The sequence below is a fragment of the Photorhabdus akhurstii genome (assembly GCF_018448925.1).
In the GTDB taxonomy this organism is placed as follows: Bacteria; Pseudomonadota; Gammaproteobacteria; order Enterobacterales; family Enterobacteriaceae; genus Photorhabdus; species Photorhabdus akhurstii.
In genome coordinates this window covers 147651-170878 of the sequence record NZ_RCWE01000001.1, presented here as the reverse complement: position 1 = coordinate 170878, position 23228 = coordinate 147651, and the positions used below count along the sequence as shown (strand labels likewise).

19 protein-coding genes are annotated in these 23228 nt (G+C 41.6%); 7 read left to right on the top strand and 12 right to left on the bottom strand.

Translation table 11 applies throughout. The features are described 5' to 3' along the window. Window positions 1-3: 3 nt before the first annotated feature. From EAE93_RS00760 to EAE93_RS00735, 5 genes are all read left to right on the top strand, one after another. Complete coding sequence (locus tag EAE93_RS00760; protein ID WP_214038860.1) at window positions 4-2088, top strand: ATP-binding protein; 2085 nt, start codon at window positions 4-6, stop codon at window positions 2086-2088. Between the two features lie 24 nt (window positions 2089-2112). After that, entirely contained in the window at window positions 2113-3015 is a 903-nt protein-coding gene (locus EAE93_RS00755; RefSeq protein WP_214038859.1) for a Pvc16 family protein, read from the top strand. A 64-nt stretch (window positions 3016-3079) separates the two neighbouring features. Further along, on the top strand, window positions 3080-4093 hold the full coding sequence (locus tag EAE93_RS00750) for an Insecticial toxin (protein ID WP_214038858.1): 1014 nt from the start codon (window positions 3080-3082) through the stop codon (window positions 4091-4093). Window positions 4094-4653: 560 nt separating this feature from the next. Next, window positions 4654-5445: a tail fiber protein gene (locus EAE93_RS00740; protein ID WP_214038857.1), complete on the top strand. Its 792-nt coding sequence runs from the start codon at window positions 4654-4656 to the stop codon at window positions 5443-5445. 62 nt (window positions 5446-5507) lie between these two features. After that, window positions 5508-6545, top strand: a complete 1038-nt coding sequence (locus EAE93_RS00735; RefSeq protein WP_214038856.1) for a fucose-binding lectin II — start codon at window positions 5508-5510, stop codon at window positions 6543-6545. A gap of 314 nt (window positions 6546-6859) precedes the next feature. On the opposite strand, the gene EAE93_RS00730 is transcribed toward EAE93_RS00735, so the two are convergent. Together EAE93_RS00730 and EAE93_RS00725 are read right to left on the bottom strand one after the other, a co-directional pair. Then, complete coding sequence (locus EAE93_RS00730; RefSeq protein ID WP_214038855.1) at window positions 6860-7729, bottom strand: hypothetical protein; 870 nt, start codon at window positions 7727-7729, stop codon at window positions 6860-6862. Window positions 7730-7852: 123 nt separating this feature from the next. Continuing rightward, window positions 7853-8548, bottom strand: coding sequence for a helix-turn-helix transcriptional regulator (locus EAE93_RS00725; RefSeq protein ID WP_105397196.1), 696 nt, complete (start codon window positions 8546-8548; stop codon window positions 7853-7855). A 183-nt stretch (window positions 8549-8731) separates the two neighbouring features. Between EAE93_RS00725 and EAE93_RS00720 the strand changes: the two genes are divergently transcribed. Beyond that, entirely contained in the window at window positions 8732-9622 is an 891-nt protein-coding gene (locus EAE93_RS00720; RefSeq protein ID WP_250150831.1) for an N-acyl homoserine lactonase, read from the top strand. A gap of 158 nt (window positions 9623-9780) precedes the next feature. On the opposite strand, the gene EAE93_RS00715 is transcribed toward EAE93_RS00720, so the two are convergent. The 5 genes from EAE93_RS00715 to cmoM form a co-directional block, all read right to left on the bottom strand. Next, window positions 9781-10050 (bottom strand): type II toxin-antitoxin system prevent-host-death family antitoxin, encoded by a 270-nt coding sequence (locus EAE93_RS00715; RefSeq protein ID WP_036806818.1) that lies wholly within the window; start codon window positions 10048-10050, stop codon window positions 9781-9783. Window positions 10051-10178: 128 nt separating this feature from the next. Then, window positions 10179-14627: a chromosome partition protein MukB gene (mukB, locus tag EAE93_RS00710; RefSeq protein WP_214038854.1), complete on the bottom strand. Its 4449-nt coding sequence runs from the start codon at window positions 14625-14627 to the stop codon at window positions 10179-10181. Further along, window positions 14624-15346: a chromosome partition protein MukE gene (mukE, locus tag EAE93_RS00705; RefSeq protein WP_214038853.1), complete on the bottom strand. Its 723-nt coding sequence runs from the start codon at window positions 15344-15346 to the stop codon at window positions 14624-14626. The genes mukB and mukE overlap by 4 nt, the downstream gene beginning before the upstream one ends. After that, window positions 15327-16649, bottom strand: a complete 1323-nt coding sequence (gene mukF, locus EAE93_RS00700) for a chromosome partition protein MukF (protein ID WP_036806809.1) — start codon at window positions 16647-16649, stop codon at window positions 15327-15329. Before mukF ends, mukE begins: the two co-directional genes overlap by 20 nt. Window positions 16650-16659: 10 nt before the next feature. Next, window positions 16660-17439, bottom strand: coding sequence for a tRNA uridine 5-oxyacetic acid(34) methyltransferase CmoM (gene cmoM, locus EAE93_RS00695; protein WP_036806807.1), 780 nt, complete (start codon window positions 17437-17439; stop codon window positions 16660-16662). 153 nt (window positions 17440-17592) lie between these two features. On the opposite strand from cmoM, the gene elyC reads away from it, so the two are divergent. Next, window positions 17593-18411 carry an envelope biogenesis factor ElyC gene (elyC, locus tag EAE93_RS00690; protein ID WP_214038852.1) on the top strand — a complete coding sequence of 273 codons (819 nt, stop codon included), beginning with the start codon at window positions 17593-17595 and terminating at the stop codon, window positions 18409-18411. 133 nt (window positions 18412-18544) lie between these two features. Here elyC and kdsB read toward each other — a convergent pair whose 3' ends face one another. From kdsB to msbA, 5 genes are all read right to left on the bottom strand, one after another. Next, window positions 18545-19297: a 3-deoxy-manno-octulosonate cytidylyltransferase gene (kdsB, locus tag EAE93_RS00685; RefSeq protein WP_214038851.1), complete on the bottom strand. Its 753-nt coding sequence runs from the start codon at window positions 19295-19297 to the stop codon at window positions 18545-18547. Window positions 19298-19300: 3 nt separating this feature from the next. Then, entirely contained in the window at window positions 19301-19480 is a 180-nt protein-coding gene (locus tag EAE93_RS00680) for a Trm112 family protein (RefSeq protein WP_110086178.1), read from the bottom strand. 389 nt (window positions 19481-19869) lie between these two features. Then, window positions 19870-20085, bottom strand: coding sequence for a cold-shock protein (locus tag EAE93_RS00675; RefSeq protein ID WP_036781154.1), 216 nt, complete (start codon window positions 20083-20085; stop codon window positions 19870-19872). A gap of 395 nt (window positions 20086-20480) precedes the next feature. Next, window positions 20481-21476 carry a tetraacyldisaccharide 4'-kinase gene (gene lpxK, locus EAE93_RS00670; protein ID WP_214038850.1) on the bottom strand — a complete coding sequence of 332 codons (996 nt, stop codon included), beginning with the start codon at window positions 21474-21476 and terminating at the stop codon, window positions 20481-20483. After that, window positions 21473-23224: a lipid A ABC transporter ATP-binding protein/permease MsbA gene (gene msbA, locus EAE93_RS00665; RefSeq protein ID WP_105397288.1), complete on the bottom strand. Its 1752-nt coding sequence runs from the start codon at window positions 23222-23224 to the stop codon at window positions 21473-21475. Before msbA ends, lpxK begins: the two co-directional genes overlap by 4 nt. Window positions 23225-23228 lie beyond the last annotated feature (4 nt).

The window sequence follows — 23228 nt, the reverse complement described above, 5'->3', positions numbered from 1 at the left end:
TATATGGATTACCTACTGACAAATACCCCCTGTAGCATGGCTGAATTACGCTGGATTTATCCCCATTTGGAACGTATCGATCTGCTATTACAGCACTATTATTATCAAAAGGGAGACCAATACGACTCATTACCGGAAAGTTTTCTACTGACCGAAGATGAAGTCGAACAATGTTTAATATCACCGCAAGGAGTTCCTCATTGGTTAATTGAAGTAAATAATCCTATTCGCGATCCAGAAATCGAGGCAAGCCCTGCCCTTGATGCATTATCATTATTAGTCGAACGTTTTGAACTGACTGAATTTGAGCGTGATGTTTTATTATTAGGTTTATTACCCCATTTCGATAGCCGTTATCATGCGTTATTTGCCGTTCTAAATGGTAGCAGTAAAAAACAGTGGCCCAGTTTTACTTTAGCCATTGAATTATTTAGCCAACGCCAAGGTGATCGGCAATTACTACAAAACAGCTTTTTACCGCAAACACCGTTAATCAGTAACCAATTATTACGGCTCAATAATCATGAAGAATCTATCTGGTTACAAACGCAATTTTTAACCCACAACGCGATCTGGCATTTTTTATCGGGACAACGAACACTTTTATCCCCCTTGATAACCTGTGCTAATTGGCAAACACCTGCTTCATATAATTGGTATCCTCTGCCTCTGTATCATTCACTGGAAAAGATATTGTTGAATGAAACCAATGAAATACGACCACTGGTGATACTTCGGGGAAAAGAAGGCAGCGCCAGAGAATTAGCAGTCAGTAATATTATGGCATCTCATGGCATTAATACCTTAACTCTTGATTTAGCCCTCCTGCCCGATGAAGAAAACACAACCCTAATATCCGACCTGCTCGCAGACGCAATACGAGAAACCCGGCTACATAACGCCTGTCTATTAATTCGCAATTTTTCTTTGCTTACAGAGGCAAAGAAAATATTACACCACAATTTATCTATTTTGCTAAATCAGCCGAAATTACGCGTGGTTTGTTTGGTAGAGCCGGGAGATGCATTAGTCTGGATTAAGCATCTGCCAATGGTGCAAATTAATATGCCCGTTGCGACACTGACCGATAAAGAAACTTTACTAAAAACAAGCTTACCGGAAAATATCGCGCAAAAAATTAATATTACTCAGCTATGTCAGCGCTTCTCTTTTACTGCGGAAACATTACCGCTGATTCTTGAAGAAGCTTATCAATATAAAATGATCCGGCAACCAGAAGGCCAACTGGAAGAAACTGATCTGCGTCAAGCATTAAGTTTTCGCGCCCAACAGAATTTCGGCAAACTGGCTCAACGAATTACTCCAAAGCGCAGTTTTAATGATTTAGTGGTTTCAGATACATTAGCGCAACAATTAAAAGAAATTATCGCAACGATTAATTACCGTGACCAAATTCTGGGTACCGGTTTTCAGGAAAAAATCAATTACGGTACTGGTATTAGCGCCCTATTTTACGGCGAATCGGGTACCGGCAAAACAATGGCTGCCGAGGTGATTGCGGGTTATCTTGGGGTTGATCTGATTAAAGTTGACCTCTCCACCGTAGTGAATAAATATATCGGTGAAACGGAAAAAAATATTTCTCGTATTTTCGATCTGGCCGAAGCGGATTCTGGGGTGCTGTTTTTCGATGAAGCCGATGCCCTATTTGGCAAACGCAGCGAAACCAAAGATGCTCAAGACAGGCACGCGAATATCGAAGTATCTTACTTATTACAACGACTGGAAAATTATCCGGGATTAGTGATTTTAGCCACCAATAATCGCAGTCATTTAGATAGCGCGTTTAATCGCCGTTTTACCTTTATTACCCGTTTTACTTACCCTGATGAAGAGTTACATAAAAAAATGTGGCAAGTCATTTGGCCGGAACAATTGACACTATCCAATGAAGTTGATTTTTCCCTTCTGGCTAAACGGGCTGATTTAACCGGGGCTAATATCAGGAATATTGCTTTATTGTCATCAATATTATCAGCAAATGATAACAGTGAACAAATCGAAAATAAACATATCGATCGCGCCGTGATACTTGAATTAAATAAAACTGGCCGATTAGCATTTTAAATATTTAATAGAATAGGAACAAATATGACAACCATCATTGCTTCTGACAATGCGATTATCGAGATTAATCAAGCATTAAATACTATTTTATCTCAATATTTAGACATTTCCGGTCAAAAAATTGATATTCGATTTGATCTACCTGAAATTAACTCTATTCAATCAGAACCGACAGTCAGTGTATTTCTTTATGAAATACATGAAGATCTACAATTACGATCCGCTGAATCAAGACGTTATAACCCGATAACTAACACATTATTACCGGGATGGGTCAATATCAATTGTAACTATTTAATCACCTACTGGGATGCCAGCAAGCCCTCTAGTGACAGCTCCAACCCAGACAGCCAACCCAATAATCAAGCTGCTCAAGTGATGACGCGAATTTTAAATGCATTAATCAACAACCGCCAATTAACCGGCATTCCCGGTGCTTATACCCGGGTTATTCCCCAACAGGAAAATTTAAATAGCTTAGGTAATTTTTGGCAAGCCCTGGGTAATCGCCCTCGCCTCTCTTTACTCTATTCCATTACTGTACCAATGAAACTGCAAGATATTAAAGACAATATGACACCAATTAGCCAAATATCCACTTCGGTGGTTCAAAAACCCAGTCTGGATAATTCACAAATAAACCAAGCTTTAATAGATAAATTATGTTCGGAATTAGGTGGTACAGAAGATATTCGCTTTGCCTTGGCTAAAGTGAATCTAATAACCGAACCTACAACAGATAATAATGATAATCAGGAAAATGAAAGTGTTATTCTTGAAGTTTCGGGTATTACTCGTTCAACCTATTTATCTAAAATAAAAGATATTCTTTCTACATGGGTAAATAGCCAGAAAGCCATAGTTAAAGTAAATGGAGTAGGTATTCTTATCGCTAAAGAAAATTCTGACGGTTTAACTTCAATATAAAACCATTAATAAAGAGAAAATTATACAGATAATAGATCAAACTAATGAACAAGGATTTATAAATATGCCAAGATATTCTAATTCTCAGAGAATACCCACACAGAATAGTAAAAATAGCCGTAGAACATCTCCATCATCAATCCCTTCTGATGGACATCTTTCACTTTCAAATAATCTGACTAACGACTCCTCCGTTCGCCAAGAAGTTAAGAGACAATTTATCTGGGAAGGCCATATGGAGGCAATTGAAAAAGCGTCCAGACTCGGTAATTTTGCTGTCAGTTTTCGGGCAGCGGGCGAACCAACACTCAGAGCCTTGGGTAAAGGCGCTGCGGCCAAGGGACATGATATTCTGGAAAAAACCATTAAACCCGGTTCAATTAACAAAGCTTATCCCAAAGATGAAGCTTCAAATGTCATAAAGCAAGTACAGGAGGCGGGTATTGAAGGCTATGTCGGTCACTGGAATAAAGAAACGGGACGTCTCGAAGGTATTTATATGAGCAGCGGTCACGGTTTATCAGATGAACAGGTCAATGGGAAAATTTATCCCATAGATTTAAACAATCTCGAAGCAAATCTGGCTCCTTTGAAAGAAAAAAAGAACTGGGCCGCGCTGCCTTTCACCGGTGATTATGATATGCATGACATGATTAGTTTCACCACTCAACCACATTCAGTACCATCCAATTCATCAGAAGAAAAGAAAATCATCGATCTCATTAACAAATATATTGCTAAATCTGATTCAAACCGACCATTTGAAGATACAGAACATAATGTTATCAGGCATGGTCCTCAAGTAAGCTATCCTGCTTTTGCGATGGATAAAGAAAAAGAAGAGATAAAAAGACATGGAGGAATTGTCAAAGCAGTTGCTGAACCCGGCGAATTTCCGATTGCTATCGTCAGTAAAGGGCAATGGACCATTGCCAATAATATCGATGAACTGAATCAGTTTTATAATAGTATTGGCGCAAAAATGAAAGCAAGCTGGAAACCGGGCGCTGGAAATCCCGGATTTGTTTCCAATCCACAAAAACCGGGCATGGCCAGATTTAATCGGAAATCTCATTAATAATACCGGCAAGAAAGAATGACTAATCTGTATTAGCTCAGGCTTATTAACACCGAAAAATGGTGTTCTTTTTATATCTTTAAGAAGCTCGTTAAATGGATTAACGAGCTTCTTATCATTTTGTTGCTAGTAAAAAAGCAACTTGAAAGATAACGGGAATATTAATTTATCAGCAGAACGATAAACATAGGAATAAAACCAATTCACTTATCCCAAGCAATAAAAACAACCCTATTAATTATCCCCGCCTTGTCATAATTGAAATTGAATAATCAGAGAAATCAACATCCATTAACAATCTCTGTTATTAATTTATGCTGTATCTAAAAATTCACCCCCAATAATTGTTTTTTCATATAAACTTATTTAAATAACCATTGAATTAAATTTTTAAATATAAATAATAACATCTATAAATCATGTTATTGCAGTAGCTATCAAAACCAATGAAAACAAAGCAATAAACGTTTTTATATTTTAAATACAAATAGTAAATAAAGGAAAATCATCAATTTCATTGTTAAATAAAACAACCCAATATTATATACAAGGTGATAAAAATGGAAAAAGAATATAACCGGTCCACATCAGAATCCAATATAGAGAATACCAATACTATGGATCGCCATGAAGTTGGTAAAACGCCCTGTCGAACTGATAATCCAAATTCAGCGCTAAAACCGGGTGATGACTATACACAAGCAATAAAAATTAACCCTGATGGTGGCTTAAAAGCAGATAAAGATGGATTAAGTGTAAAAATTAAAGCAAATAATGGTATTAAGGTAGACAGTAGCGGAATCAGTATTGATCCCAATAATGTATTCCCAAAAGGAATGATTGTGATGTTCTCCGGTAAAGATACTCCTACCGGCTGGGCTTTTTGTGATGGTAATAATGGAACGCCAGATTTAAGAAGCCGTTTTGTCATGTGTAGTGAAACTATTTCTGAGACAGGGAAAAGCAGTAATAAAGCCAGTGGGAGAGGGAATGGAAAAAACTTTTCCATAGATACAACATTAACTGCGGTTTCGGTAAATGTTACTGTGGAAAATACAATATTAACAGAATCACAAATACCTAGTCATAACCATATTGGAGGTATGGCTTATCGGGCTGCTATTGGAATGCTATATAATGTTAAGACTTACAAGACTAATGACAGCCGTACTGTTTTCGAAGTAAATAACAATAGTGATACATATAATACCAGTGCTAATTACGCATATACATCAGGCACTGGGGGAGGACAAGGACATAATCACCCGGCAACAGCATCGTCCCCTTCCCATAACCATAGCGTTGATATAATTCCTCCTTATTATCTATTAGCTTTTATTATGAAACTTTAATTCCGTTGCACCAAAAAGATTTAAATTATCTATAATTTTATAACTACAAAGGATATATAACAATGAATATATCTAGTTACTTCTTCCTGAATGAAGAAAACATTAAATTCAATAATCAATGTTTAAACACATACATTGGTTATCCCCAACCCATCAATAAAGATTGGCCCAACCTGCCTGCCGAGTTCCAAAGATATATTGACGATATTATTAATTTAAATGGTTTTTTATATTTTTTCAAAGGTTCACTGTGTCTTAAATTCGATATCGCGAAAGCACAGGTCGTTGATAAGCCAAATTTCATTGTAGATGGCTGGCCTGGATTAGAAGGAACAGAATTTGAAAATGGAATAGATGCAGCTATAGAATTGACCACAAACACTGTTTGTTTTTTTAAAGGTAGACACTGTGTAGATTACACCATCGATTTACACACAATTAAGATGAATACTATTTCAGACCGGTGGGGAATGACCGGGAAATATGCAGAATTTAGTACCAACCTTGATGCCGCTATTTTGTGGCCAACTATTGATGGAAATTTTATTTATTTTTTCAAAGATGATTCTTTTATTCGGTTCGATCAAAAATTGAATGCACTTGATGCCGGACCTATCATCATCTCCAGCGATAATGAGGGTTGGAGAAGATTAGCCTTCAAAAATATTCAAGCGGCAGTATCGGTCGATATTGATTTATTAGGCAGTCACCGAGACAATAGTGGCGTCTGTAGTGGAACATGTGGTACTAATGACACGGGTAAACATTGTTTCCAGTTACCCCAAAGTATTATATTTGCCCTGATAGCCTACGCTAATACAGATACTCCGCAAACTGTAAAAGTATATATATATATTGACGATCTTCTGGTAGATACATTAATCAGTGATGGACAAAATAATCTAATGGCAACTAAAGCCTACGCATCAGGTACAGGCAAAGTCTGTATTGAGATTGAGGGGGATGGCAAACCATGCAAGCTGCGTTATTTCGATAATATATTTGATGGCAAACCGGGAACAGCTATTATCGGTGCTGAAAACGGTACCAATAATAATTACAATGATAGTGTGGTATTTTTAAATTGGCCTTTGACATAAACTAAAAATACTTGGTTTCGAATAATTATTGCGCCATTCTTGGCGCTTTTTCTTTATTAAAGCGTTTATTTATCTAACTCTCTTGCCTGCAAACTCCTACCACTTACCTGCTCTAATGATTTAAGTAAATGTTTAGCATTAGCTGATGATCGTAATAAATAAGCGCTTTCTTCAAAACTTTCGTATTCCACTCTCGAAATAATGACACAATCGACTCGCTCCCCCCGGTCACAGAGTTACCTATGCTCCCGGGGATTCGCTCCTTTGCCGCTCCGATGCATCTTGAAATCCATAGGGTATAACTACAATATTTACTACTGACTCACAACTTGATCTTTAGGGTTAAATGTAAATACAGCATCTGTTGCCTGTTTTACATTTGTACCTTTAGGTAATTCGATTTTAACAATAGGTAAAAATTTACCTGTTGCATCTTTATAATCACGTTGATCTTTTTGTGCATTAATTAAACCTGCACTGTTTGAATAAAAAAGGGCTTCAATAGGTAATGTTTGTGGCTTATTCTCATCCCAAGGTTGAACGACTATCTCATTATAATTTAAACCATTACCATGATAAGGCATTGCAAGTAATGTTTGATAAAAAGCATCTGCTGGATCTTTAGCCGTCGGTCTAACATCAAATGCACAGACTCCCCATGCAGATTTTCTTACAATAGCTTTATTTAATTGATGAGCGGTGAAAACACCAAAATCTTGGCATGATTTTCCATCTGAGGGTTTAGGCGGTGCGCCACAATAATTTCCCTGACGCCCCCAAGTATTCGCATCAATAACATAGGAGCATAATACAGGAACTTTAATCTTATCCTCAGGGGCCATCTGTTCAGGAAAAAGAATAAAACCATTTACGCTAGCAAATGTATTGCCAAATTTAGCATCTTTTCTTAAATATGAAAAAGAAACTCCATTATTTTTTATAGAAGATGGATTTAACTTCCAAAAATTAAATCCAGGCCGAGTTCCTCTCATCAAAACTCCAGAGCAAAGAAAAGCGGGTGATTGAGCATCGCCACAGTCTTTAGCGGTATTATTATATTGTTGGGTTAATACATTAGCAATATCATTTTGTACATCGGTTTCATTTCCCGTTTGCGTGAAGGCAAAAGTATTTGCTGAAAAAAAGACAATACTAAGGAGCAAACCTATGGCAGGCTTTTTCATAAAATCCTCACTTAATTTAAAGTGCGTTAATTGAAATTAAATTGTTCTCCGTTCACTTCCTAATAAAGTTTTTCACTGTTTTGCTTATATCACAACTATCAAAATTGATAGCAAAACAAGGCTTCATAATTCTATTTGACCATTTTCAATGGCTTTTATTATGGCTGCACCTCTAGAGTTAACATTAAATTTTTCTCTAATTTTTTTAAAATGAAAATTAACATTTGCTTCTGAGCAATTAAGTATGCGTGATATCTCCCATGTTGTTTTTCCAATTAAATACCAAGAGCAAACTTCTTTTTCTCTTTTACTTAATTTAATGTTGTTTTTTTTGTTTTTTAAAATAATTAAATAGTGTAGTATTATGTCTCTTAATGCTATTAATTGATTGAAATTTTTATTTATTGTCCTTATATAATCATCTTCTTTGCAATAAAAAGATAAAGTTAAAATTCCAAACTCATGATTAATACCATGCATAGGAAAAGATATGCCATGATTTATTCCATAATCTTTAATTTCATGGGAAAAAAGTGATTTTTTTTCTAGTTTATTGCAATCCCATATGAAAGGGATAGTGTTTTTTATGCAATATTCAAAAATTGGATTGTTATTGATATATTTATCTTTTTGATAGTTTAAGGCTAATTGATCATTATTGGTGATGAAATTTGATTCTTTAATATTACTTTTAGTTGAAGAGTAAAAGAGAGAATACCATTCTATATCAGTAATAGATTGAATGGTTTTAATAACAAAATGGAGATCATTAAACTCCTCAACAACACAATCCGAATAAAATTCATATAAGTCAATCATAATTTAACCTGAGTATTGTTAAATATTTCAAAACGTTAATACTAAGATTAGTCCAATAATTGACTAGAACAACTATCAAATCTGATAGTTGTGATATAAGCAAAACAATGAAAAACTCTACTAGGAAGTAAATGGGGAACAATTTAATTTCAATTAACGCACTTTAAATTAAGTGAGGATTTTATGAAAAAGCCTGCCATAGGTTTGCTCCTTAGTATTGTCTTTTTTTCAGAAAATACTTTTTCTTTCACGCAAACAGAAAATAAAATCGATGTACAAAATGATATTGCTAATATATTGACCCAACAATATAATAATACCGTCAAAGATTGTGGTGATGCTCAATCACCTGCTTTTCTTTGCTCTGGAGTTATATTGCGTGGCACTAAACATTCAAATGATTATAGATTTTGGCAACCTAGCCCATCATCTATAAAAAGTGGTGGTGTTTCTTTTTCATATTTAAGGAAAGACGCTAAGTTTAAACGTTTAGCTTATGGATATAGAAATGGATTTATTGTTTTCCCTGAACATATAGCGCCTAAAGATAGAGTCGATTTTTCTGTATTGTGTGCATTTCCTATTGATGGCTATACAAATGAGAGAGCGAATCAAGGTTGTGGTGAAAATATCACTAAGTCGAAAGGTAAAGGTAAATCTTGCCAAGAACAAAATGTGATGAATTCCGATGATTGGATAAAAAATTATAGGAAAGTAAACTCTCAAGATATTTTTCAATGTGGATTTAATGTTACTCAAGATGTGAATAATCCAGCTATAGCTTTCTATCAAATGTTAGAAAGTATCAAAAAACTTCCACGTACTCCTAATACTCCACCAAAACAGAATGAAATCAGAATTTCAATCTGGGAAGAAAATGAGCCTAATAAATTACCTATTGAAGCCCTTTTTTATTCAGAAAATTCAGGTTTAGCTGATGCACAAAAAGATCAGCGTGATTATAAAAACGCAACAGGTAAGTTTTTGCCTATTGTTAAAATGCTACTGCCAAGAACTTTAAACGAGGATGCATTATTCAAATTTAATATTGAAGATCAAGTTATTAAGCCATAAACGATTATTGGATTACTGTAAGTTCTATTTTTCATACTGAGATTACTGTAGTGGAGATAATCATCATCGGCTTTATTCTCTGTTCTCGGTATTTTGTTTAGCGACAATTATCAGACCATAAATAAAGCCTTTTTTCTATCTAAAATAACAGGTTGCAGCTAAAGATCTTGTTTATGATTCTTTGGTGACTGTCTTTCTTGTAAATTTCCATTACTCACCTGCTCTAATGATTTGAGCAAATGTTTAGCGTTAGCCGGTGAACGTAGCAGATAGGCAGTCTCTTCAAGGCTTGCATATTCCGCACTCGAAATAATGACACAATCTCCACCATTTTGTCTGGTAATCAATGTTGGTGTGCAATCCTTAACAGCTTGATCCATAATCGAAGCAAGATTTCCCTTTGCAACACTATATGTGGTCTTCCGCATAATATGACCTTTTCAATATAGTATAAATCACACCCAAACATTGGGTACAACATCAAGCCAAATAACTATTTGCGCCATCCGTGGCGCACTCTCTTTATTTTTATGACTATTGCAAGTCACCCATTTAATTAAGCGGTAACATCTGAAATTAATTGAGTTGCCGGTGCATCCTGTCCAAATCCTCGCAGCCCAACCACATGCACATGTTCGTGGTTTTTAAACACTTTACGCACCAGTTTATAAGTGGTCCCTTTTTCAGGGCTGATATTTTCCGGGGCGGCGATAATCAACTGCATTTGCAGGCGTTCGCATAGTTCAAATAGAGTGGCAATGGATTTAGCATCCAAACGCGCCGCCTCATCGAGGAATAGCAACCGGCAAGGGGAAATATCTTTACCACGCAGACGACGGGACTCTTCTTCCCAACTCTGCACCACCATCACCAATATCGACATGCCGGTACCAATCGCTTCACCTGTCGACAGCGCCCCACTCTCTGCTTTTAACCAGCCATCCGATCCGCGGTTAACTTCAACATCCAGTTCCAGATAGTTGCGATAATCCAACAACTCTTCACCTATGGTTTGCGGCAAGCGCTGCCCCATATCCACCTGCGGATTCAAGCGCTGATAAAGTTTTGCCATTGCCTCCGAGAAGGTCAATCGCTGGCTGTTAAATAGATCCTGATGTTGTTCCTGCTGTTCAGACAACACATCCAGCAATATCGCGTGGCTTTCACGCACGTTTACATTCAACCGCACACCACGAACCTGTCCGAAGGAAACCGCTTGTAGCCCTTGGTTCAACATTCGGATTCGGTTCTGCTCACGTTGAATGGTTTTGCGGATAATATTCGCCACACTCTTCGAGCTAATCGCTAATTTCTGTTCACGGGCAGTCAGCTCTTCCGTCAAACGAGCCAGCTCGATTTCCATCTGTTCAATGGCGTCAACCGGATCGTCAGTGCGGATAATATCTTGACGAATACGTTCACGCAGATGCTGATAAACAGCAATGAAAAACTGAATTTTACGTTCAGGCCGTTTCGGATCTTCGGATAAACGCAGCGCATCACGTAGATGTTCGTTATCCGCCACTGCCAGACGCAACGCCCCCAATGCCTTATCCGACATGGAACGTAACGCGCCGCCCTCCATATACGCCAATTCACGACGATGCAAGCGACGTTCAACGCCGTTATCTTTCACCATGCGCATTACCGCGCACCAGCCCGCTTTGGCAGAAACCACCTGTTCACGGATTTGATGGTAATCGCGTTCCAATTTCCGCAGTTTTTTCTGCAAACTTTCCATTTCTGCTTCGCAAAAAGCGATCTGCTTCTCAAGCTGGTTGACTCTGGAACGGTTAGTACTGAGCGCTTCATGGAGTCGATCACGGCGCTCGCGAGCACGCATTTCAGCATTCGCATCCGCCTGAACACCAATCTCTTTCATCTCCTGATGCAGCTCTTTCAGCATATCCTGTTTGGTTTCGTAAGAACTTTTCAGAGATGCCAGCACTTGGTTAAATTGGGAATATTGCGCTTGCTGTTGACGTAGTTGTTCGCGAGCGCGGCTGCGGTCCGATTCTGCATGTTCCAGACGCTGACGCAGTTTGTCATTCAGATCCGCATTTTCGTTGAGCATACCGGCAGAATCGCTGTAGCTAAAATGCGCACGACGCTGTACCACTTCCACCAGCGCGAAAGCCCGTTGTTTAGCCTGATGCTGACTCTGTTTAGCGGTTTCATAGTCCTGTTGCAACTGCTCATGCTGCTGTGGATCGCTTTGCAGAACCGCAACCATCGGTTCTAACTTCACCAGTGCCGAACCGTGTTGTTGCAGGAAACGAGCCGCTTCCTGCGCTTCGTCCAGCTCTTCGCGCACTTCTTCTACGCGATCGATCAAGGTTTCATCCAGCAATAACGTGACTTGAGGAATCAGACGATTTAATGCCGTCAGGCTCTCTTTAGCCTGAGTATATTGCTGGCGCTGCTGTTGAGTCTGCTCTTCAAATCGGGATAATTCACGCTCCAGTTCCGTGTGACTCTGCCTCAGTTCGCGGATTTCCGCTTCCGGATCGGCATCAAATGCCACAGAGAGGTGTTTGCCCACAAACTGACTGAATGCCTGATGCGCACGCTGGATTTTCTGCACATCAAAAGAGAGCGTGGCGTAACGTTCCGCCAAAGTGTCGCGCTCCAGATTCAAGGCTTCTAAACGATTTTCTCTGGCGGCGCGACCAAACAGCGGCAATTCAGGATAACGAGAATAACGCCATTGACGGTCGGAAGATTTAACCAGTACCGCATTGGTCTGCTCTTCGGCATTAAATACGCTGTCATCAAAGGATTGCGGATCACCTTCAATTAAATAGAGATCTTCCGGGCAATCTTCCAGCGTTTCAAGATGTGGACGCACCAAGGAAAGATCGGGCACCACAATGCCATGTCGCGCGGGTCCATACAGGGCGGAGAAGTACGGCGCATCATCAATGGTGATATCGTCATAAATCTCTGACAGCAAAACCCCGCCGAAACGTTCCGCTAACGCAATCATCCGGCTATCTTCCGCACCGCTTGGTTGGCTGAGGCGTTCAATCTGCTGTTCAAGATCACGTTTTTGCGCCGCAACTTCATCACGTTCCACCGTCGCTTCACGCTCGCGTTCAAGCAACCGCTGCATATATTCCGTCACGTCATTGCTGCTTGCCAGTGTTTCACCGCTCTGTTCACATAGCTGATGCAGGGTATCCTGCGCAGCCAGCCAGATCGGAGCGCGGGCAGTCAGTGACTGAATTTTCTGTTTCAGTTGCTCAAGCGCCTGACGCATCTCCATACGGCGCTCACCACTTTCATTAACGCTTAGGCTCAGTGCTTCCTGACGGGCTTCAAGTTCATCCTGTAACCCTTCCAGATCTTCGGCCTGATATTGCCGCCCCTGACGTTTGCAAAATTCGTTTAGTAAACGCTCTGCATTTTGTTGGTTGTTTAGGCGCTGTTCCAGTTCAGACAATCGCATTCGCAATGGCTGCACCTGATCCGCCAGATGTTGCTGTGACGGCCAATCACGCAGTAATTCACGAGCACTCTGCCACGCTTCATTGCGGCTGATTTCGCCAACCATACTTTTGACTAATTGATACGCCTGTTCGAACTGATTATGAGCCGCATCTGCAACACTTAATTTCTGTTCCAACACCAACAGGGCTTCTGTCGCCTGCTGCTCTTTAGCCTGAAAAGTTTCTAACCATGTTTCTGCATTATCGGCGGAAAGATCCGGTAACCGGCAAAGTTCACGAGCACGTTCCAGCGCTTGTAGCGCTTGTTGATACTGAATTGCGCGGGTTTGCTGAACATCCAGCGCCTGCTGGTAATCCGCCAACTGGCTTTTCAGCTCATCGACTTCTTGTTCTGCCGCTTCTGCTCTGGCTTCATATTCAGCCTGTAGCTCTCCCGCTTCTTCAACAACCTCTGTCTGTTCTTCCAAACGGTAGGAAAGTTCTTCCAGATCTCCCTGATAACGATCAATTTTTTCCTGCTGACGCATGGCGGTTTGCACCAGATTCAGGTGGTCACTGGCAGCCTGATAATCCGTTTCTAAATCGTCAGAGGCGCCATTCTGCTCAGTCAGCTCCCGCGCTATCTCTACATGGCGATACTGCTCGGTTGCCAATTGCCTATGGCTGCCAAACAGTTCTCCACGCAATGCCAATGCTTGATCCAAATAGGTACGCCGCTCATTGGCATGACGCATATAATCAGCGGAAACGTAAGAAGTTGCTTCAGTGATCAAGTGCTTGAACAGATCGCGATCAGATTGAGTTACCCTGATAGCTTCCAGTGTTATACGGTTTTCACGCAGCGCCGCTTCCATATCCTGAAATGCCTTGCGAACACCGCTGTTTTCCGGCAGCAAATAATCGCGTAGGGAACGGGTAATGGCGCTGGAAATACCACCGTACAGAGAAGCTTCGATCAGACGATAGAATTTACTGCGATCACTCGCTGAACGCAGGCGTTTGGGTATCACACCCAAATCAAACATCAGCGCATGATAATCGGTAATGGAGTTAAATTGTTTGAACTGCACGCCTTCCATTTCATCAAGGCGATCTTTCAGTTCATTCAATGGCAATACACGCGCTTGTCTTTCACCGACATTTTCCGTCAGTAATTGAGTCGGCTGGATCGCGGTTGGCAAGCCTTGGATCATAAAAGCTTTGATATCAACTTTACGGTCACGCCCCGCCACCTGTTGCAACCTCACCCCAACGATGACTCGCTGATGCCGAGAGTTAATCACATCCAGTGTTGAGTAACAGACCCCCGCACGCAACTTGCCGTGCAAACCTTTATCGCGAGAACCGGAAGTGGCGCCGGCTTCGGTGGTGTTACGGAAATGCAACAAGGTTAAATCAGGGATCAGCGCGGTGACAAAAGCCGCCATCGTGGTGGATTTACCCGCCCCATTACCGCCCGACAAGGTGGTTACTAATTCATCAAGATCAAATGTTCTGGCAAAAAAACCATTCCAGTTAACCAGCGTCAGTGAACGAAATTTACCGCGTTCAATCATGGTTGTTCATCTCCCGCATCTTCTGCTGAGTTATCCGGTGTTTCATCATTTTCACTATCATCAAGCGACAAGCCGCCTTCAACCGGCATTGCCTCACCGTCACGGATCATCCTCAGTTGGACTTCACGAGGATCGTCGCCACTGCGTACATCCGCACCAAAACGGAATACCGCCTCAGTAATGGTAAATTTATTACTGTCATTTGGCAGGATATAGACCATACCCAGACGACGCAGACGGTTCAATGTCGTGCGCACTTTTTCCTGCAATTTCTGTTTATCCAAATCGGAACCGGAGGAGCGCTGGTTGACAAACTTCATCAACTTGCCCTCATCGGCCAGTGAGATCAGCTCTTCGTACAGCTCTTGAGCCGTAAAAATCCCCTGATTAGCCAGGCGTTCCGGGCTGAGATAGAGATAACAGAGGATTTTTCCCACCATCATATCCAGCTCTGATAATACCGAGCGCGGGATCAAGGTCGTTGAACGGGGACGCAGATAGAAGAAGCCTTCTGGCGCACGGATCAACTCCACATTATAGCGGGCGTAAAATTCCTCCAATTGCTCCTGAAAATCCATCAGATAAGCATGGTTATCAAGATCATCTATCCCGATATGACGACCCGCACGAAGTTGGCTATCCAGTTCCGGGAAAAGTGAATTGGCTAACGCCTGTGCCAGTTTAACCGGCATAAATTGTTCAATATGTGTCGATGACATGTGCCTGTACCTTGGCTCCGTAATCATTAATCGCTAACCATTCCGCTGGCAACCCAGAGAAATCCGCTTCTGCCACACCCAATCGTACAGCCTGATCCACCAAAATACGCGCCACATCAAAGTGACGAGAGAGCGGATGTTGAGCAAGGTAATCCCTTAACACTGCACCTAAATCCAGTGGGCGCTGCTCCTGTCGATATATCAACAGCGCTTTTTCAATCATTTCTGCCAGTTGTTCGTTTATTTCACTGAATTCTTCATATTCCAGCGCTAATGGCAGTTCACCCGTCACCTCTTCATTGCGTAACGTCAATTCTTCATCCCGCATATCGAGCAAACGTTCGGCGTTAGCAATGGTGAGGGTCCACGGGTTATCAAAGTAATGTTGAACTGATTGACGTAAGCGCTGAGAGAAAATCCGGTTTTTATCCATATCAATCGCAGTACGGATAAATTTGTGAACATGACGATCATAGCCAATCCATAAATCAATCGCCTGCTGACCCCAACTGATAATACGGTCCAATTTGCTTTGCAGATCAAATACCAGTTTATCAACCAGCTCTGATCCGCCACTGTCCATGTTGGCTTCCTGAATACGCAGCAAATTAGCCTGTAGTTTATCTCCGGCCGCTTCCAATGTGTCCTGGAGTTCCCGCAACGTACCTGATGTCTCGGATAACAGTTGCTCACAGTTGGCAATCGCTGCCTGCCAATCTTGATTCAGCAACGCCGCAATATCTTCTTTCACCGAGCTTTGCTGCTCGTCCATTACGCGCTGAGACATGTCGATGCTGTCGAAGATTTCTGCGACAGAATATTTCAGCGGCGCAAAAACATTACGGTGCCAGTGAAATTCATCTCCCCCTTCTTCTGCCGCTTCCGCAGCCCGGTGCAACTCACTCGCCACCACCGAAAGTTGCATCGAAAGACGTAAGGTAGAAAATTCCCGCTGACGAATATAGTAGTCACTGATACCCATCCCAAGCGGGGTTAAGCGATAAATTGCATTGCTCTCGGCCAATTCACTGGTAAAACGGTTAAGAATTTTCTGACGCACCATATCATTGATGGCATTGTTGGCCCGCACAGCGACAGATTCTGTAGTTTGCTCAAATCCTTTGCAAACTTCACGAAAGGCATCAACCAGCTCCCCTTCGCTCATCTCGCCATCCAGACGCTCGCTGTTCAACACCGCAATGGCCATCAGAAAAGCCAACCTTTCTGCGGGCAAGGAGATGGAAAAATCATTTTTCCTGGCCCAAGACACCAGTTCCGGGACAGTCTGGGAATATTCACTCATAATTTGTCCTTTAAACTGTTAAAGCGGGCTTGCGTGCCATGACATGAATGTAGCGCCCCAAGCTGATATAAGGCTCCTGTCGGCAATAACGCTGTTCCAATTCCAGCAACGCCGGGAAGTTTTCGCTCTGTAATTGGCGATTTTGCAAATAATCGTGAAAAACACGCACACCGGTTTTACCGGTAATCGTCATATTTAATTCATCAAGCCATTGATATACCTGTTCCGGCGCCAATGGATTCTGAGGCGATAATGAACGTTTTCTGCGACGTTGTATATTGGGCGTCGCCAAATGAAAATTACCTAAAATAGCATTACGCATCACCAAGCCATTGGCATTGTAAAACATTAAAGACAGAGCGCCACCCGGATTAATGATATTCATTAGCACTTCTATTACATATTTCTGATCGGTAATCCATTCCAGCACTGCATGAAATAATACCAAATCTACTGGCTGCTCTATATATTGGCTAATTTCCTGTACCGGGCTTTGTATAAATTGCATATTTTGGCTGACCCCTTTCTCTTCCGCGGCCAGCCTTGCCCGCTGGATCATCTCTTCTGATAAATCACACAATATCACTTGATGACCCAATGCAGCTAATTGGCATGCCATATTTCCCTCACCACCACCCGCATCTAAAATACGCAGTGAACGCTGAGGTAATTGAACCAGTAATTCGCTGATATCCTGCCAGACAACGGCTTGCCTGATTTTACCTTTGGTTGTGCCGTAAATATTACGAGAGAATTTGTCTGCAATATCATCGAAATTGCGATCCCGCATGAAAAACTGCCTCACTAATGGAATAGATTTGATTTATCTGTTGAGATTTCATTACGCTAACTGCTATTTTCGCACAGCATTCGTTGATATAACCACTTTTGACGACAAACTGTGAACCATATGGCTATAATTCAACCAAATCAAGGTAAATAAATGCAATTTTTATTTAAAAAGTACCTCGGCGCAATGGTAATGCCTCTGCCATTAATATTGCTAATTTCACTTGCTGCTTTATTACTGCTGTGGTTTACCCGTTGGCAAAAAACAGGTAAAACGATTCTGACACTCAGTTGGCTCACGCTACTTTTGCTAAGTTTACAACCTGTTGCCGATAAGCTGCTGTTACCACTAGAATCGGTTTATGCTAAAAGCGCCACATCTGATCCCAATCAGATCAATCCACCGGTTGATTATATCGTCGTTCTTGGTGGCGGCTTCACTTATAACCCAAATTGGGCGCCCAGTTCAAACTTACTTAACAACAGCTTGCCGCGAGTAACAGAAGGCATTCGCTTATATCGCCTGAACCCCGGCTCTAAAATGGTCTTTACCGGTGGTAAAGGGGCGAATATTAAAAGCAGCGCGGAAGTCGCCGCTGTCGTAGCCCAATCGCTCGGCGTACCCGCAGAAGATACGATCGCACTGACAAAACCAATGGATACTGAGCAAGAAGCCAATGAGGTTGAGAAACTGATTGGTAAACAACCCTTTATTTTAGTGACTTCCGCCAATCATATGCAGCGAGCGATAACTTTTTTTCAACAGCATGGGTTAAACCCCATTCCCGGCCCAGCTAACCAATTAGCGATCACTTCACCATTACATCCTTGGGAAAAATATCTGCCCTCAGCTTACTATCTGTCTCATTCAGAACGGGTATGGTATGAAACTTTAGGCACCCTCTGGCAACGCATTAAACCGTCGAAAGATTTGGAACAGCCACAAAAATCAGAGCATTCTCAACCGAAATAATCCTAAAGCTACTTCTTGAAGTCAAAATGATGGAGAAACGAAAGCGCAATAGAAACAATATAGAAATAAACAACATAGAAATAAACAGCAATAAATGACGCGCTTTCGTTAATCCAAAAATAAATTCAAACTGCTAATCAGTCTCAGTAAACATTTTTCTGACTGCGACCAGATCTTCCGGGGTATCAACACCCACTGCCGGCGCTTTTAATGCAATTCCCACATGAATTTTCTCGCCGTACCAAAGTACCCGCAGTTGTTCCAGCATTTCAATTTGCTCTAACGGGCTTAGCTCCCACTGCACATAGCGACGGATAAAACCCGCGCGATAGGCATAAATACCAATATGACGCAGGAAATTATCTCCTATCGTTTCCCGTGATTGTATAAAACGGTCACGCTCCCAGGGAATAGTTGCTCTGGAGAAATAGAGCGCATAACCCTGTTTATCCATAACGACTTTCACTGCATTAGGATTAAAAGCTTCCTCTGCATCATGAATCTGCACGGCCAACGTTGCCATTCCTGCTTTGCAGCCCGCCAAATTCTCTGCAACCTGTTTAATAATCTCTTCGGGAATCAGTGGTTCATCACCCTGAACATTAACGATAATTTCATCATCGGCAAATTGATATTTGTCGATAACCTCAGCTAACCGTTCGGTGCCTGAATGATGATTTTCGTTGGTTAAGCAAACCTCACCACCGGCAGCCGCAACTGCATCAACAACGTCATGATTATCTGTTGCCACAATGACACGTTTAGCACCTGAACGCTTTGCCCGCTCCATAACACGTACAATCATTGGCTTGCCGTGAATATCAGCCAAAGGTTTACCGGGTAAACGGGTTGAAGCAAAGCGAGCTGGAATAATAACGGTGAACATGCCTTATTTTTCCTCATCCAGAGGTAATTCACGGGCTTCGTTATCTAACAGGACGGGAATACCATCACGTACAGGAAACGCAAGTCGATCTAACTTACAGATGAGTTCAAAATTCTCTTTATCGTAGCTGAGTTTTCCGTTACATACAGGACAGGCAATAATTTCAAGTAAACGGTGATCCATACATCCTCCAATTATGGAGCTTTAATTTAGTGCAACTTAGTGCGACCCAGAATAACATAAGCTTGGCATCATCGTTAACTCTTGTTATTTGATCTTTCGATCCCTTTCCCAACACTATCCACTGAAAAATCAGGCAAGCTGGTGAAAGCCCAAAACCATCTCGGTAGGCGTAATTGGCGCAAACCCTAATTGCCAATAAATCATCAATATAAACAGCAAACAAAAAACCGGAGAGTAAGCGTCGTTGTCAAAAATGACTCACTTCGCTACCCTCCGGGTTTTACCAAAGGTCCGTTTAAAAAAACGATTACCTTTGTTTGCATATGGTTCAATGCTTCCTCTTTACCACTTAAAGAATGGCAATAAAATAGCTTGATTTTGATAGGGTTTCAGAATGCTATCACATCTGCTGCGGTTAAATCATAACCTTTACGAATAATTGAAAATTCTACATCCTGCCCTTCTGTGAGTGACTTGTTTTTTGTATTAGCAATCGCTTTTCTATTGACGAATATGTCTTGTCCCCCATCCTGTGGAGAAATAAAACCATATCCTTTATGCTCATCAAACCATTTCACTCTACCCATCTTTAATTGTAATGTCATAATAACTCCCCCATTTGTCCATCTCACAATAATTTAATATATTGTTTTTGATGTCTTTTTACCCTTTATTCAATTTTCGAATAGAACCTCATCTCAGTTTCAATACCTTGACCTTGAAATACATTTCATTCGAGTAGTGCATCGTTTAAGTAACAGATACGAGCGGATATCCTACCAGAATCGTACATGTCTGAACCAAGAATACACAATAGTCGTTTATCCTTAATGGATAGTTTTAATATCAGTTAACAATGGCGAAAAATCAAATAAATCTGAAAAATTACTGAAATTGTACGAATTGTTGGCAAGGTGGGAACCATTTTGGTAGGGAGCAGAAGAGAGTCTCCCTGTTAACTATCATCGGGTTAGAGGCCGCTTTGATTAAAACATTAAATTTACTTAATATTTTTATTCATCTCCAATAACGAACAGATCTTGTTCAACATTATCTCTCCCTTTTCCTGAGGAAACCGAGCATCTACCGGTAAATACCACCAATTTGGCTGAGCAAAACTAAAACACTTAACCGCATCCTTTTCTGTCATCAGTAAATTCTGGTTTGTATCAGCCAGATGGCACAATTGATCTTGTGTGTACTGTTGATGGTCGGCAAATGCATACTCCTTTTGCAGGTCAGCGCCTAACTGTTGCAAGGTCGCAAAAAACCGTGGTGGATGCCCGATTCCAGCCATAGCAACAGCGTGAGGTATCAGATTCACCGCGCGTTTTTCACCGCTAACCATATTCACAGCTAATTCGCCAGCTAATGTCATCGATAATTCTCCTGACTGAGGGGAACCACCGTTGGTAATAATGGCATTAACCCGATTCAATCGCCTAGATAATTCACGCATTGGACCAGCCGGAAGCCACCAACCATTGCCAAAACGGCGCACACCATCAATAACCGCAATTTCAAAATCTCGCTGCAAAGCATAGTGCTGTAAACCATCATCAGTGACGATTATATCCAATGGCGTATCTGCCAGTAATGCTTTCACTGCTTCAACCCGTCTTGGGGCAACTGCCACAGGTGCGGCTGTTCGACGATGAATTAATACCGGTTCATCACCGGCCTGAGCCGTGGTGACATTTTCAGTCACCAGCAGAGGATAATTTTCTGCTTTACCCCCATAGCCGCGGGAAACAACACCAACCCGATAACCTTTTTTCTGTAACTGCTCCACCAGCCAGATAACCACCGGCGTTTTACCATTACCACCGGCAGTTAGATTACCCACGACCACAACAGGTACAGGCGCTTTCCAGGATTGCCTCAACCCTGCTTTATAACTCAACCACCGTAAGCCACTTATCAGCCCATAAAGGGCTGAAAAAGGTAATAACAGTAAATAAAGCCATGAGCGGCCTGACCATATGCGCTCAATCATTGTCCAAATTGCATCCGATGTAGTTGTGAGTAAACACCATTTTGTTGCTCCAGCAAAGAGAGGTGATTACCTCGTTCAACAATATGCCCATCTTCAATCACCAGAATTTCATCCGCTTTTTCAATGGTTGAAAGACGATGTGCAATAACCAGCGAGGTTCTATTTTTCTGCAATTCATCCAATGCCGCCTGAATTGCCCGTTCAGATTCCGTATCCAACGCCGAAGTTGCCTCATCAAGAATCAGCACCGGAGAATCACGCAATAAGGCACGCGCGATAGCAATACGCTGACGCTGACCACCGGAAAGCAATACGCCATTTTCACCGATCATGGTATCCAGGCCATTATCCAACTTCCTGATAAAATCCATTGCGTAAGCCATCTCAGCCGCCCTCTCAATCTCTTCACGGCTATATTGGTTTTCACTGGCATAAGCAATATTATTCGCTACCGTGTCATTAAATAAATGCACATTCTGCGATACCAGAGCAACCTGTCCGCGCAAAGAAGAGAGCGTATATTCCCGTAAATCATGGTCATCAAGCAGAATACTACCTTCATTGACATCATAAAAACGGGTCAGCAAATTCGCTATTGTAGATTTACCCGAGCCAGAACGCCCAACTAAAGCGACGATTTTCCCCGCCGGGATATGCATAGAAATGTTTTGTAGCGCCGGCAGTTCCTTGGTCGGGTAGCAAAAAGTCACATTACGGAACTCAATATTACCGTCCGCTTTTTTAAGCTCCAATTTGCCATCATCTTTTTCCTGTTCCATATCCAGAATAGCAAACAGAGTCTGGCAGGCCGCCATGCCCCGCTGGAATTGCGCGTTAACATTAGTCAAAGATTTTAACGGACGCATCAGCGCAATCATTGATGAGAATACCACGGTAATTTTACCCGCGGTCAGTGTGTCCATAATCTCCGGAAAACTTGCCGCATAGAGAACAAAAGCCAAAGCGAATGAAGCAATAAGCTGAATAATCGGATCAGAAATTGAGGAAGCCGTCACCATCTTCATGCCTTGTTGACGCATATGGTTACTGACTTTATTAAAGCGCTCAGTCTCTACTTTCTGCCCGCCGAAAATGAGCACTTCTTTATGCCCTTTCAACATCTGCTCAGCACTGGCGGTGACTTGCCCCATGCTGTTCTGCATATTTTTACTGATATCACGAAATCGCTTCGATACCACGCGAATCACTAATGACACGATCGGCGCAATCACAATCAGGATCAGAGATAATTGCCAGCTATAGTAAAACATCAAAACAAACAGGCCGATAATGGATGCCCCTTCCCTGACCACGGTAATCAGTGCACTGGAAGAGGAGGAAGCCACCTGTTCAGAATCATAAGTAATACGGGAAAGCAGAGTCCCTGTAGATTGCTGATCAAAAAATGATACCGGCATCCCCATCATATGGCTGAACAGATGACGACGCATCTGCATCACTACTTTACCGGAGACCCAAGAGATACAATAACTTGATACAAACCCGGATAGCCCTCGCATAATCATTAAAGCAATCACAATCAGCGGCATCCATTTCAGTACATCACTGCTTGCTTTGCCGAAACCTTCATCAAGTAAAGGCTTAAGCAATGAAAGCATTAACGTATCACCGGCAGCATTAAGGATCAGTGCAACCGCAGCAACTACTAGCCCAATCCTAAATGGAGAGATAATTGGCCATAGTCGGCGAAACGTCTGCCAGGTAGAAAGGTCTTTATCATTCATTATTGAG

Coding starts and splice junctions, on each gene's coding strand:
- EAE93_RS00760 (WP_214038860.1), top strand. CDS start 4: ATGGATTACCTACTGACAAATACCCCCTGTAGCATGGCTGAATTACGC.
- EAE93_RS00755 (WP_214038859.1), top strand. CDS start 2,113: ATGACAACCATCATTGCTTCTGACAATGCGATTATCGAGATTAATCAA.
- EAE93_RS00750 (WP_214038858.1), top strand. CDS start 3,080: ATGCCAAGATATTCTAATTCTCAGAGAATACCCACACAGAATAGTAAA.
- EAE93_RS00740 (WP_214038857.1), top strand. CDS start 4,654: ATGGAAAAAGAATATAACCGGTCCACATCAGAATCCAATATAGAGAAT.
- EAE93_RS00735 (WP_214038856.1), top strand. CDS start 5,508: ATGAATATATCTAGTTACTTCTTCCTGAATGAAGAAAACATTAAATTC.
- EAE93_RS00730 (WP_214038855.1), bottom strand. CDS start 7,729: ATGAAAAAGCCTGCCATAGGTTTGCTCCTTAGTATTGTCTTTTTTTCA.
- EAE93_RS00725 (WP_105397196.1), bottom strand. CDS start 8,548: ATGATTGACTTATATGAATTTTATTCGGATTGTGTTGTTGAGGAGTTT.
- EAE93_RS00720 (WP_250150831.1), top strand. CDS start 8,732: ATGAAAAAGCCTGCCATAGGTTTGCTCCTTAGTATTGTCTTTTTTTCA.
- EAE93_RS00715 (WP_036806818.1), bottom strand. CDS start 10,050: ATGCGGAAGACCACATATAGTGTTGCAAAGGGAAATCTTGCTTCGATT.
- mukB (WP_214038854.1), bottom strand. CDS start 14,627: ATGATTGAACGCGGTAAATTTCGTTCACTGACGCTGGTTAACTGGAAT.
- mukE (WP_214038853.1), bottom strand. CDS start 15,346: ATGTCATCGACACATATTGAACAATTTATGCCGGTTAAACTGGCACAG.
- mukF (WP_036806809.1), bottom strand. CDS start 16,649: ATGAGTGAATATTCCCAGACTGTCCCGGAACTGGTGTCTTGGGCCAGG.
- cmoM (WP_036806807.1), bottom strand. CDS start 17,439: ATGCGGGATCGCAATTTCGATGATATTGCAGACAAATTCTCTCGTAAT.
- elyC (WP_214038852.1), top strand. CDS start 17,593: ATGCAATTTTTATTTAAAAAGTACCTCGGCGCAATGGTAATGCCTCTG.
- kdsB (WP_214038851.1), bottom strand. CDS start 19,297: ATGTTCACCGTTATTATTCCAGCTCGCTTTGCTTCAACCCGTTTACCC.
- EAE93_RS00680 (WP_110086178.1), bottom strand. CDS start 19,480: ATGGATCACCGTTTACTTGAAATTATTGCCTGTCCTGTATGTAACGGA.
- EAE93_RS00675 (WP_036781154.1), bottom strand. CDS start 20,085: ATGACATTACAATTAAAGATGGGTAGAGTGAAATGGTTTGATGAGCAT.
- lpxK (WP_214038850.1), bottom strand. CDS start 21,476: ATGATTGAGCGCATATGGTCAGGCCGCTCATGGCTTTATTTACTGTTA.